Source organism: Parashewanella sp. 2210YD4-3 (assembly GCF_056591735.1).
In genome coordinates, this window is sequence record NZ_JBWQOG010000001.1 from 373,852 (window position 1) to 386,954 (window position 13,103).

12 protein-coding genes are annotated in these 13,103 nt (G+C 40.6%); 2 read left to right on the forward strand and 10 right to left on the reverse strand.

Annotation, left to right across the window (positions count from 1 at the left end):
- Positions 1-49 precede the first annotated feature (49 nt).
- A complete protein-coding gene (metF, locus tag AC1EU0_RS01625; RefSeq protein ID WP_480300137.1) occupies positions 50-964 on the forward strand; it encodes a methylenetetrahydrofolate reductase in 915 nt (304 codons plus the stop codon).
- Between the two features lie 286 nt (positions 965-1,250).
- On the opposite strand, the gene AC1EU0_RS01630 is transcribed toward metF, so the two are convergent.
- The 3 genes from AC1EU0_RS01630 to AC1EU0_RS01640 form a co-directional block, all read right to left on the reverse strand.
- Complete coding sequence (locus AC1EU0_RS01630; RefSeq protein ID WP_480300138.1) at positions 1,251-3,728, reverse strand: S9 family peptidase; 2,478 nt, start codon at positions 3,726-3,728, stop codon at positions 1,251-1,253.
- On the reverse strand, positions 3,725-4,306 hold the full coding sequence (locus AC1EU0_RS01635) for an anthranilate synthase component II (RefSeq protein WP_480300139.1): 582 nt from the start codon (positions 4,304-4,306) through the stop codon (positions 3,725-3,727). The genes AC1EU0_RS01630 and AC1EU0_RS01635 overlap by 4 nt, the downstream gene beginning before the upstream one ends.
- Positions 4,307-4,766: 460 nt before the next feature.
- Positions 4,767-5,444 (reverse strand): hypothetical protein, encoded by a 678-nt coding sequence (locus AC1EU0_RS01640; RefSeq protein ID WP_480300140.1) that lies wholly within the window; start codon positions 5,442-5,444, stop codon positions 4,767-4,769.
- A gap of 211 nt (positions 5,445-5,655) precedes the next feature.
- On the opposite strand from AC1EU0_RS01640, the gene AC1EU0_RS01645 reads away from it, so the two are divergent.
- On the forward strand, positions 5,656-6,834 hold the full coding sequence (locus AC1EU0_RS01645; RefSeq protein ID WP_480300141.1) for a GGDEF domain-containing protein: 1,179 nt from the start codon (positions 5,656-5,658) through the stop codon (positions 6,832-6,834).
- 62 nt (positions 6,835-6,896) lie between these two features.
- On the opposite strand, the gene AC1EU0_RS01650 is transcribed toward AC1EU0_RS01645, so the two are convergent.
- The 7 genes from AC1EU0_RS01650 to hflK form a co-directional block, all read right to left on the reverse strand.
- On the reverse strand, positions 6,897-7,370 hold the full coding sequence (locus tag AC1EU0_RS01650; RefSeq protein WP_480300142.1) for a ClpXP protease specificity-enhancing factor: 474 nt from the start codon (positions 7,368-7,370) through the stop codon (positions 6,897-6,899).
- A 3-nt stretch (positions 7,371-7,373) separates the two neighbouring features.
- Positions 7,374-8,003: a stringent starvation protein SspA gene (sspA, locus tag AC1EU0_RS01655; RefSeq protein ID WP_480300143.1), complete on the reverse strand. Its 630-nt coding sequence runs from the start codon at positions 8,001-8,003 to the stop codon at positions 7,374-7,376.
- 153 nt (positions 8,004-8,156) lie between these two features.
- Positions 8,157-8,918, reverse strand: a complete 762-nt coding sequence (locus tag AC1EU0_RS01660; protein WP_480300144.1) for a cytochrome c1 — start codon at positions 8,916-8,918, stop codon at positions 8,157-8,159.
- A complete protein-coding gene (locus AC1EU0_RS01665) occupies positions 8,918-10,132 on the reverse strand; it encodes a cytochrome b (RefSeq protein WP_480300502.1) in 1,215 nt (404 codons plus the stop codon). The genes AC1EU0_RS01660 and AC1EU0_RS01665 overlap by 1 nt, the downstream gene beginning before the upstream one ends.
- An 11-nt stretch (positions 10,133-10,143) precedes the next feature.
- Positions 10,144-10,734, reverse strand: coding sequence for a ubiquinol-cytochrome c reductase iron-sulfur subunit (petA, locus tag AC1EU0_RS01670; protein WP_480300145.1), 591 nt, complete (start codon positions 10,732-10,734; stop codon positions 10,144-10,146).
- Positions 10,735-11,074: 340 nt separating this feature from the next.
- A complete protein-coding gene (gene hflC, locus AC1EU0_RS01675; protein WP_480300503.1) occupies positions 11,075-11,956 on the reverse strand; it encodes a protease modulator HflC in 882 nt (293 codons plus the stop codon).
- A 2-nt stretch (positions 11,957-11,958) separates the two neighbouring features.
- The gene (hflK, locus tag AC1EU0_RS01680; protein WP_480300146.1) at positions 11,959-13,101 is read right to left on the reverse strand and encodes an FtsH protease activity modulator HflK; all 1,143 of its coding nucleotides are present in this window, start codon (positions 13,099-13,101) and stop codon (positions 11,959-11,961) included.
- Between the last annotated feature and the right edge of the window lie 2 nt (positions 13,102-13,103).

Genomic DNA, 13,103 nt, shown 5'->3' on the forward strand with positions numbered 1-13,103 from the left:
CCAAGATTGCAGTAACAGGGAAGTTTAATAAGTAGAGGATATCAACATAATGCAAGTTTCAGCGGCTAAAATTTTGGATGAAATTAATAATAAGTTTGGGCTTTTGAATGACAAGGTATCTGTTTCATTCGAGTTTTTCCCTCCTAAAACTGAAGCAATGGAACAAACCTTATGGCAATCGATACTCAAGCTTCAATCCACTAGTCCTCGCTTTGTCTCTGTCACTTATGGTGCGGGCCATTCTACTCGCGATCGTACTCATGGGGTGATCAAACGTATTCTAAAGGAAACAAATTTAACTCCTGTTCCTCACCTAACTTGTGCCGGTGCTACTCGTAAAGAAATCGAACAAATTGCTGAATCATACTGGAATGATGGTATCAGGCACATTGTCGCTTTACGTGGTGATGCTCCTGATGGCTATGATCATTCACAAAGTGAATTACCTCATGCTACAGATTTGATCAAATGCCTACGTGAAGTAGCGCCTTTTGAAATCAGTGTGGCCGCCTATCCAGATGTTCACCCTGAAGCTCCTAACCTTCAATTTGATCTGGATAACTTAAAACGTAAGCAAGATTTAGGAGCCTCTCATGCCATCACTCAGTTCTTTTTTGATATTGAAAACTTCCTGCGGTTTAGAGATAAATGTGCTGCCAATCAAATCAATTTAGAGCTTATTCCGGGCATTTTGCCCGTTACTAATTTTACCCAATTACAACAATTTGCTGGGCTAACAGGGGTAGAAGTGCCTGCTTGGATGGGAAGAATTTATAGTGGCCTTGAAAATGATCCACAAACTCGCCAATTACTTGCGGCAAGTGTAGCCATTGAGCAGGTAAAATTACTGGTTCAAGAAGGTATCACGGACTTTCATTTTTACACTCTAAACCGTGCTGAATTGAGTTACGCCATCTGTCAGACACTCGGCTTGACTCAACAACGGATTAACCCTGCCGCTTAAACCTAAAAACATCAGTTGAACGCTCAATAAGTTAATATCTATTTGAGTTAGCAATAATTTCAATGTCTTAATAATTCACCGAATGGATGAAACGCTCAACGCCCGCAAGCTTGCTAAAATGCTCGTTAGCTGCGTTGTAACTTTTGCAAGTAGAACAACTATTTGCTGCAAGCTACGCCTTGCTAGCAATCATTTTTTCTACGCTTGAGAACGTAGCCAACTGATGTTTTTAAGTTAAAATAAAAATGACGCAGTAAAAACTGCGCCATTGTTCATTTTGATACAACTATTTTTTTAGGTTTTGTTCAAACAGCTTATAAATACGATTGTATTCATCTAACCAGCTTGACGGCTGTTTAAACCCGTGGGGTTCTACCGGATAAATCGCTGTTTCAAACATTGGTTTTTCCAGTTCAATTAAGCGCTGAACTAAACGTACACTGTCTTGGAAGAATACATTGTCATCCAGTACACCAGCCATGATAAGCAATGGCTTCTTAAGACCTTCAGCATGCTCAATCGGAGAGCTACGCTCGTAAGCAATTGGATCAACATCAGGTGTATTCAAAATATTAGAGGTATAAGGAGCATTGTAATGTGCCCAATCAGTTACAGGACGAAGCGCTGCTCCTGCTTGGAATAAATCAGGCTCAGTAAACAGCGCCATAAAGGTTAAGAAACCACCGTAAGACCCACCATAGGTACCTACACGTTTAGCGTCTACGTTAGCATTCGCAGCCATCCATTTTACGCCATCTTCCAAATCTTCAACTTCTGGATGACCCATATTGCGGTAAATCGCAGTTCGCCAATCACGTCCGTAGCCTTTAGAACCTCGGTAATCCATATCCATCACTACATAGCCTTGCTGAGCTAATAAGTTATGGAACATGTACTCGCGGAAGTAGCCTGAAAATCCATAGTGCGCATTTTGTAGATAGCCCGCACCATGATTAAAAATTACTGCTGGGTACTTGTGAGCATTATTTTTATCAAAACCTTGAGGCAAATAAACACGTGCATATACATCACCAGCGACATGAGTTGATGGTACAGCTACGACTTCAGGGGCTTGCCATTGATAATCAGCAAATGCTTTGCTGGTGTAATTGGTCAGTTGCTTCAACTCCCCTCCAATTTTTTGAACATAAAGTTCATTTGGACGAGTTCGAGTTGATGCCGTTAATAGTAATGACTCCCCATCAGGACTTAATCGGTAATCGAGTACCCCTTTCCAGTTCGTCAATTGTTCACTTTTACCCGATGCAATATTCACCCGATATACGTTATACATTCCAGGGTGGGTTTTATTGGCTTTGTAGTAAAGATACTGCCCACGAGGACCAACCGTCACTTCGCTCACCACGTATTTACCTTGGGTTAGCTCTTTTACTGGTTTACCTATTTGTTTTAGATAAAGCTGCGAGTAACCGCTTTTTTCAGACAAGAAATAATATTGGTCACTGTCATCAATCCACCCGTATTGATTATGAGTGTAATTGATCCACGCATCGTCGTGTAAACGATCTTCAGTACTGAAACGACCATTTTTTAGGTCAACATTAGCAATCCAGCGATCTTTGTTATCAACGGCTTCGATCATCACCAGCAGTTTATCTTCTGATGGATGCCATTGGATAGGACTTTGACTCCAGCCCCAATCCACCATTAATTGCAATTTACGAGGTGTCTTTTCACTGTCGTAAGCTTTGCCTTCTTTCTTAGCATTTTCAGCTTTTACTTTAGCTAACACATCTTGGTTGTAGCCTGTTAACCCTTCAATCGTGATTGCACGCTTTTGATGAGTCTTAAGATCAAGCACCATAAAATCTTGACCTGGATACTTGTCTTCTGCAACTCTTGCTCGTGCAGGAACGGCATCTACGTAGCCATCTTTGCCAATGTAGTTTGGCATGATGTCGTGTTCACTACGCCACTTATAGTTTTTATCAACCACGGCTACAAATAGGTAACGCCCATCTGGTGATAAGCTTGATTCGACTACACGGTTATTTTTACCTAAGTACCATGCTTTTGAAGCCAAAGTTGGATCCTGCTTAGCTAACTCTTGATTAAAGCTCTCTTTTAGCTCAGCATTCTTATGTTGCTTGGCAACATAGTTGATCAATCGATGCTGCTGCTTAGCTAAGTAAGTGGATGGCTGCTGAACACTTTTAGGCGTATTTTCCATCTTGATGTCTGCCAGCTGCTCGATTAAGCCACTATTTGCATGAATACGGAAAATTTGATTACCTTGCCAATAGGCTAAGTCACCGTTGCTAAGATAACGCACACCACTGATACGGCGGTTTTGTTTAGTAATTTGCTCAACATTACCGGTTTCTAGGTTTTTAACGAAGATATTACCTTGGTACAAATACGCTTTTTTGGTATTTTCGATATTGAAAACACCATCACGTTGGTCAGCTAAGTGGTAATCAGCAATATTCAATTTTTTGGCAGTACCATTAACAGCTTGCTGATAATAATCTTTTAGTGGCGAACCATATGCCTGACGCACAAAATATACAGAGCTACTATCATCTGACCAATAAGCTTGTTTGGCTAAAATACCCATCCAATCTGGATTAGCCATGATCTGTTTCATGGTAAGCTGTTGTCCCACTTTCGGTGGAGCCGTTAGTTCAACGATGGATGATGTAGTTTGTAACTGAGCTTTAGGAGTAATTGGCGCAGATGCACATGCCGATAAAATCGCCACGCTCAATGTCCCTAAGGCAAGATTTCTAGTCAACAAGTTCATGCTTGTTCCTTTATTTTTAAAAAGTTATTGAGCAAATCCAAACCTTGCTCAGTCAAGATAGATTCTGGATGAAATTGAACGCCAAAAATAGGCAAAGAATCATGACTCATCGCCATGATTTCACGCCCGTGATCTGGATCATCAAACCATGCGTCCAGTGTAAAGCTTTCAGGTATGGAATCAACCAACAGGGAATGGTAACGAGTAACAGTGAGTGGATGATTCAACTTAGAAAATAACCGTTGCCCTTGATGCTCAATATCATTGGTTTTTCCATGCATTACTCGCTGAGCACGAATAACATTAGCACCAAAAACCTGAGCGATGGCTTGATGCCCAAGACAAACGCCTAATATAGGCAGTTTTCCTTGAAAATACTTGATAGCTTCAAGTGATATTCCAGCTTCATTTGGCGTACAAGGACCTGGCGAAATAACCAAATAGTCAGGGGCAATACCTTCGATATCTTCAATGGTTATTTCATCATTACGTTTAACCAATACCTCTTGCCCTAACTGTTGAAAGTACTGAACAAGATTGAAGGTAAACGAATCATAATTATCAATCATCAGTAGCATATAAGTGCTACCTTGTGTTGTTGCTGCATAAATTGAATAAGGATAAATATTGATGGGGTATTCTATGATCAAAAATAAGTAAAGTGCAGGATTTTAAGGCTTTTGACAGATTCTTTTACAAGTTTGATGCAGTTAAGAAGCAATCATTTTTTACAAAAAAAGCCCTTATCGGGCTTTTATTAGGGCTTGTTGAACTTTCATGCTTATTTTTGCAGCGATAAATTGGTTGTCTTATGCAAGGCAGAGTTTGTGAAGTGTGGTTACTCCACATAAAAAAACGATAACGCAGCAGAAGTAACCAATTTACGCTGTCTTCGATGCTTTTGAGCACTTCCTGTTCTGTGTTGTGACCAGCTTACTTAGATAACTAAGCTTCACTGCTCACGCCTTGAACAGAAAAGTGCTCAAATAGCACAAAATTTAAGCCTAATAGTTCAACAGGCCCTAAAAACAGGTTTAATTAAAAACGATATTGAATACCAACATTGAATACTGGGTAAAACTTATACTCTTTAATATCATCTTCAAATTCTTTCTGCTCTGCGACAACGTTATCTAAAAGAATATTACACTGACTGGCAGAAAGTGTTTGACCACAGGTCACATTAAGTTGAGTTTGGGGCGTGTTGTGATAATAAGCACCAAGCTCAACATTGAAACCCCAATTTGAAGTGCTTGTTGGTGCAAAAGCCCAACCTAAGCCAAGATAGGGAGCAAACTTTTGAAATTCAATTTGACCTTTTGCACTGCCAACGTCTTCAACTTTATATATTTGACCGTTAAACTCGAATTCACCATTAACTGCCAAGGCCTCTAAATTAGCCTTATTACCATTATAAAAAGCACCAGCACTCATACGGAAGCCAGATGAGTCAAATGGATGATAATCAATAATAAGTGATGCAGATCGAAGCTCAAGCTCAGCATCATATTTGAGTGAAGCTTCTTCAAATTCACCATTTGCATTAAATGCATTTACACCAAGTCGAACATTCACGTTATCAGTTAGACCATGGTAATACTCAATACCAGCACCTAAGGTACCAGCTTTGATTGCTATTCCATTCGATGAATCGGCCATTGCTGGTGTTGAAAGGCTAAAAAAAGCCAGTAGTAATAGAGCTCTGCTCAACTTCATGTTTACATCCTCATATTTCAATACCACTCACAGTAATAAGTGATATTAAGCAGTATCCTACAGTGAATTTGTTATCCGACATGGCAACAAACGTTTGTTCATTATAGAATGATGGCAATGATGTTGCGAATTATGGTTGCAAGTTTGGGGAAAATATTAAACCCCATAAGTGTATTAACTTGTATCCCCTTTGATGTAAATGGAGTTAACATTGGCTGATATAGTTTTACGAGTGCGATCAGTTTTACTCCCAATGCTATTGACTGGTATCGCTTTTTTTCTGGTACTGAACTTTCAAGAATATTGGCAACATTGGCGTCCAGTCACTCGCGAACTCCCTCTATGGCTATTTCCTATTGCCGCCTTAGTTTCACTGCAATTCAATCGCAGTCGTTTAGCCTACTTGGCTTTGCTGCTCGTTATTTTTTATTGCATGAACAGAAGCATTATTATTGATAGTAAATACCTACTCACCCATAAAGTACCTATCTTTATATTCGGTAGTTTAAGTATGTCATTACTGCTATTGATGAAAGATAGAGGGATAGCATCGATTCATGGATTGCTAGCCTTTTTCATCTTCATGGCTTGTGCTGGCCTGACGTTTAACATCGAAACGCTGCTTAACCACGGCAACAAATTGGTTTCAACACCGTTAGCAATTGATGACGTTACACTTACTTTTTGGATTGCTACGGCCATTATCATTAGTATTGGTGTACTCGTTAAAAATACATTGACAACAACAACGATTGCGCTTGCCTTTACTTTATGGTCATTATTGTATTTTCAGCCACACACAATCCCAATAGATATTGCATTGCTTGGAATAGCTGTATTGATCTTCCTAAGCGTTTTATTCGAGTCTTATCATTTAGCCTATCGTGACGAACTCACGGGGCTTCCATCACGCAGAGCGTTATACAATTTAGTGTTATCCCTAAGCAACAAGTATTGTGTTGCCATGACAGATATTGATCACTTTAAAAAGTTCAACGATACCTATGGTCATGATGTTGGAGATCAAGTACTGAAACTGGTATCGAGTAGGCTGTCAAAAGTCACTGGAGGTGGAAAAGTATTTCGCTACGGTGGTGAAGAGTTTACTATCATTTTTCCGAGAAAATCGGTTGAGCAAACGCTCGAGCACCTCGAAGCGGTTCGTGAAGAAATCCAGAATTACGAAATGGTGATCAGAAACGAAAACCGTAAAAATACTGATAAGAGTGCTAGAAATAAGGAAAGCAGTAAAAATAAAACCGTGAGTGTGACCATTTCGATAGGTGTAGCACAACACGAACGGAAGCAAGATTTTGATAAAACACTTAAAGCTGCTGACATAGCGCTATATAAAGCCAAGAAGCAAGGCCGAAATCAAGTTTGTTCATGACTCAATTTAAAGCATAAAAAAACCGAACCTCTTGGGTTCGGTTTTTAAACAGATACTTTAAACTATTTAACAACAGTTAAATGCCCACGTTTTTTGGGTGGCTTTTTCTGCTTTGGAGCTTCTGCTTCAACAACTTCAGGCTCTATAGCCTGTTCTTCATTTGTCTCAGCTTCGACACTAGCTAATGTTAACTCTTCATCATCCTCTTGTGGAGCCATAAAGGCTTCTTCCATATCGAAGACACTACCAGCACCGTTTTCACGAGCGTAAATAGCAACAATAGCTGCCATTGGTAATAGGATATGATGCGGAACACCACCAAATCGAGCATTGAACTCAACAAAACTGTTGCCCATCTCAAGGTTCATCACGGCTGATGGTGCGACATTAAGTACAATTTGTCCATCTTTAACATATTGCTGTGGAACCTGTGTACCCGGTACAAAAGCATCTACAACCAGATGTGGAGTCAAATCATTATCGAGTAACCACTCGTAATAGGCTCTTAATAGGTAAGGACGATTTGGAGTTAACATAAATTAGATCCCCATGCGCATTTCACGTTCTGCTTCAGTCAAAGAAGCTTTAAATGACTCACGATCGAAGATACGTGTCATGTAAGCGTGAATATGTTGACTAGCTTGTGAGCTTAATTCAATGCCTAAAGTCGGTAAACGCCATAATAGCGGAGCTAAATAGCAATCTACCAAACCAAACTCTTCACTCATGAAATATGGCATTTCAGCAAAAACCGGAGAAATTGCCGTTAAACTTTCTTGCAGTTCCTTGCGAGCTTCATCTGCATTATTATCGCTGCGGATACGCTCAACCAGTTGATACCAATCCGTTTCAACACGGTGCATCATCAAACGACTTTTACCACGAGCAACAGGATAAACCGGCATTAACGGTGGATGTGGAAAACGCTCATCTAAGTATTCCATGATGATGCGTGATTGATATAAAACTAACTCACGATCAACGAGAGTTGGTACAGAGTTATACGGATTAATCTCTAACAGATCTTCCGGCATTTCATTAGGGTCGACCTGTAAAACATCAACAGATACACCTTTCTCAGCCAAAACAATACGTACTTGATGGCTATATAAATCATCAGCCCCAGAAAATAGGGTCATGATAGAGCGTTTGTTGGCAGCAACAGCCATTGATACCCTCCAGAATCGAAAAACTAGAAAACAGCAATTCATCGTAACTTACGATAGACATTGCATACATTCTAGACAAAAAAACAAAACAAACGAGGGGCAAAGCCCCCCGTTAACTATGGATAACAGTACATTCTACCCGTAAATTAACGGTTAGTGTACATCTCTCCAATATTCTTTCTTCAAGAAGTAAGATAATACGAACAAGAAAAACAAGAATCCTAGTACATATTTACCTAAAGCTTCACGTTCAAGACGGATTGGTTCAGCAGAATAGACTAAGAAACCAGTAATATCTTTTACCGCTTGGTCATATTCTTTAGGAGTCATAGAACCTTGCTTAGTCAGCTCTAAATGACAATCCATTTTTGGTGAACCAGAAGCTTTATCAATGATAGGGTTACCCGCTTCATCTTTTGCTTCTTTACACACTTGCTCTTGAATACCCTGAAGGTCTTGAAGAACGTGTGGCATACCCACAGATGGGAATACCGTATTGTTCACACCAAATGGGCGGCTTGGATCTTGATAGAAAGTTTTTAAATAACTGTAAATCCAATCTTCACCACGAACACGACCAACAAGCGTTAGATCAGGTGGAGTCGCACCAAACCATTTAGCCGCTTCTTTTGGTGGAATCGCGTTAGTCATAAGTTGACCAGGCTTCGCACCATCAAGGATATACTTAGCGCGCATATCATCAAGAGAAATACCTAGGTCAGTCGCTACACGTTCATAACGTTGATATTCAGTGCTGTGACAACCAGAGCAATGCTTTTGGAATAAATCCAAACCACGCTCTAATGAAGCCTTATCATGCAAATCAATATCTGCTTTGTATGGTACAGGAGCACCACCACCAGCCATAGCCATCATTGGTAACAATGAGGCAAATGCAATCAGTAATTTCTTCATTAGTGAGTCACCCTCTCTGGCAATGGCTTAGTCTTTTCGTTCTTACTGTATAGCCACAAGAAGAAGAAGAAAGCAAAATAAGTGATAGTGAATACACGTGCTGCAATTGTTAATTCAGGAGTTGCAGGCACCGCACCTAGGTAGCCAAGGATAATAAATGAAACAGCGAATTGGCCGATGTTCAATTTATGGAACATGCTACGATAGCGAACTGATTTCACTTTACAGCGATCTAACCACGGCAGAACAAATAGAACTGCAATCGATAGACCCATCATCACAACACCACCTAACTTGTTAGGTACCGCACGTAAGATTGCATAGAAAGGTGTAAAGTACCAAACCGGTGCAATGTGCTCTGGTGTTTTCAGAGGGTTAGCAGGCTCAAAATTAGGACGCTCTAGGAAGTAACCACCACCATCTGGTAGGTAGAATAGAACCCAACAGAAAGCAATCAAGAAACCAGCCACACCCATAATGTCTTTCACAGTGTAATAAGGGTGGAATGGAATGCCGTCTACAGGCCAACCGTTCTCGTCTTTGTTCTTCTTAATTTCAATACCGTCAGGGTTGTTTGAACCCACTTCGTGTAGTGCAATCAAGTGTAAGAATACAAGTACAACTAGAACTAGCGGTAGAGCGATTACGTGTAAGGCGAAGAAACGGTTTAACGTTGCACCTGAAATAACGTAGTCACCACGGATCCAAAGCGTAATGTCATCACCGATAACTGGAATCGCACCAAACAGTGAGATAATTACCTGCGCACCCCAGAATGACATTTGACCCCATGGTAGTAAGTAACCCATGAAGGCTTCAGCCATCAACACTAGGAAGATAAGCATACCAAACAACCACAGTAGCTCACGTGGCTTTTGGTAAGAACCGTAGATAACACCACGGAACATATGCAGATAAACAACGATGAAAAACGCCGAAGCACCAGTAGAGTGCATATATCGGAGCAACCAACCGTATTCCACATCACGCATGATGTATTCAACAGAGGCGAATGCACCTTCAGCACTTGGCACATAGTTCATAGTTAGCCAAATACCAGTCACTAATTGGTTAACAAGAACTAATAAAGCTAGAGAGCCGAAGAAATACCAAAAGTTGAAATTCTTCGGAGTCGCATATTGCCCAACGTGACGGTTATACGTCGCCGTCATTGGGATACGCGCATCAATCCAACCTTGTAAATTCTTTAACATGGTCATCATAATTACGCTGCTCCTTTATCTTTACCGACAAGGATAGTGTTATCGTCGACGTAGTGATGCGGTGGGATCACTAGGTTCAATGGTGCAGGTACGCCTTGGAATACACGACCTGACATATCAAATTTAGAACCGTGACATGGACAGAAGAAACCAGACCTAATGCCTTCAACATATTGCTCAAACTTGTTGTGCTCATATGTTGGTGAACAACCAAGGTGAGTACAAATACCTACGGCAATAAAGAATTCTTCTTTAATTGAGCGATAGATATTTTTCGCGTATTCAGGTTGTTGGTCTTCTTCAGAGTTTGGATCACGTAATTGATCATTGTGCTTTGGCAGTTCTGCCAAAATGTCATCAGTACGACGTACAACCCATACAGGTTTACCTCGCCATTCTACACGGATCAGCTGACCCGGCTCGACTTTACTGATGTTAACTTCAACCGGCGCACCTGCAGCTTTCGCTTTGGCACTTGGATTCCATGACTTAATGAAAGGAATCGCTACAGCGACGGCACCGGCTCCACCTACTACGGCGGTTGCGGCGGTCAGAAATCTGCGACGTCCGGTATCGACTGGCGCATTGCTCATCCACTTATCTCCCAGAGGGTGTTGGAATTATTCTTAATTAAAGACGTTAATCTACATAATTGCTCAAAATTTTAGCAATCAAAGATTGAGGCGATGCTCATTATAGCTAAAAATTAGAAATAGATCATAGTTAAAACACATAAAGTGTATGGGGATATTTTGTTTTTTTGCGCTTTAGTCAGCTAAAAAATAGGCAAACGCTCAAAATTTAATACAAGCAGACAAAATTTAAACATTTAGATTGTGTTAAAAACAAAAAAGCCCGATGTTGTTCGGGCTTTTTTACAGTTAAGGCTTTTGATACTAAAAAGTGTCTGTAATTGATAACACTATTGGCTAATTACTTTTTGTCAGAACCTTTAAGATATTTGAAGAAATCGCTATCAGGAGACAATACCAACACATCAGAATGATTTCCGAAACTTTCACGATAGGCTTCTAAGCTACGTAAGAAGCTATAGAACTCAGGATCTTTTTTAAAGGCAGTAGCAAAAATTTTCGCCGCTTGCGCGTCACCTTGACCACGAGTGATCATAGCTTGACGATTAGCATCTGCGATTCTTACCGTTACTTGTGCATCAGCAGTGGCTTTAATCACCTCTGATTGCTCTTGACCTTCAGCGCGATGCTCTTTAGCAACAGCCTCACGGTTAGCTCGCATACGCTTATAGATACTGCTACTCACACTATCAGGCAAGTTGATTTGCTTAACACGAACGTCTACAACTTCGATACCTAAGTCTTTCGCACTTTCTTGTGCATTTTTTAGGGTATTTATTTGCAGTTCGTCACGGCTACCAGAAACGATTTCCTTAATGGTACGACGACCAAACTCAATACGAAGATCATTGTTTACTTTCGCTAACAGTCTATCAACGATTGGACCTGTCTGAGTTCTTTCGTAATATTTCTCAAAGTCTTTCACACGCCACTTAATATATGAATCAACCATTAAGTCTTTTTTCTCAGACGTTAAGAAACGGTCAGCATCACTGTCTAATGTTTGAATTCGTGCATCCATATAACGCACTTTATCAATCACAGGGATTTTGAAGTGTAACCCCGGCTTGTAAACTTCAGTGATTGGCTTACCGTCAACTTCAACCTTATTGACTTTACCGAATCGTGACACGATTGCACGCTCGCCTTCATCCACTTTATACAGTGAAGAAATACCTAAACCAATAAATATAGCGATAATAACTAGTACTATTCTGTTCATCATTATCTCCCGCTCTGACGCATACTTTCTTGACGAGACATGCGAACACTACGAGTTGTTGTGCTCGATTGAGAAGAGTTCGATGGAGTTTTCTCTATATTTGGAGCTACCGAACGACTCATTGGCATATTGTGAGTAGAGCTTTGCATCATTTTGTCCAATGGCAAATACATTAGGCTGTTATTGTTTTTGCTATCAACCAATACCTTACGATTACCTTTAAGCACTTCTTGCATGGTTTCAAGATACAAGCGCTCACGGGTCACTTTTGGAGCCGCTTTATACTCAGGTAATAGGCTTTCAAAGCGTGCAATCTTACCTTGTGCATCTAAGATAGCTTGCTCTTTATAAGCTTTAGCTTCGCGTAAAATACGCTCAGCTCTACCACGAGCTTGAGGCTCAATTTGGCGAGCATAAGCTTCTGCTTCTAAAATAGCACGCTGTTCATCTTCTTGAGCCGCAATCGCGTCATCAAAGGCATCTTTTACTTCTTCTGGTGGACGAGCTGGAAGTAAGTTTACGTCACCAATCTTAAGACCTAAATTATACGGTTTAATGATACGTTCAATTTCACTACGAGTAGCAACAACGATTTTGTCACGGCCAGTTGTCAAAATGTCATCCATTTTGTTGTGACCAATCACATAACGAAGTGCACTATCGATAGCTTCTCTCAAGCTCGCATTAGCATCAACAACACTAAACAAGTACTTGTATGGGTCTTCAACTTCGTATTGAACTTCAAGCTGAACACCTACTACGTTTTCATCCGCGGTTAACATGCTTCCAGAAGCAGGAATCGAACGAATTTGTTCAACATTTACCGGATACACTTTATCAATAAAGGTCGCTTGCCAGTGTAGGCCTTGAGTTTGAACGCTATGAAGCTTACCAAAACGCAAAACTACACCTCGTTCAGCGGGTTTGATGGTATAAAAACCAGACAATCCCCAAACAACAAGAGCAATAACGACAAAAATGCCTATCGCAGTGCCACTGACACCTGAGCCATTGCCTTTACCGCCAAAGCGCTTTGACATGCCACGAAAGATATCGTCCAAATCAGGTGGTCCTTTATCGTTACCACCACTACCTTTATTTCCCCAAGGGTCTTTACCCTTATTTCCGGGCTCATTCCAAGCCATTT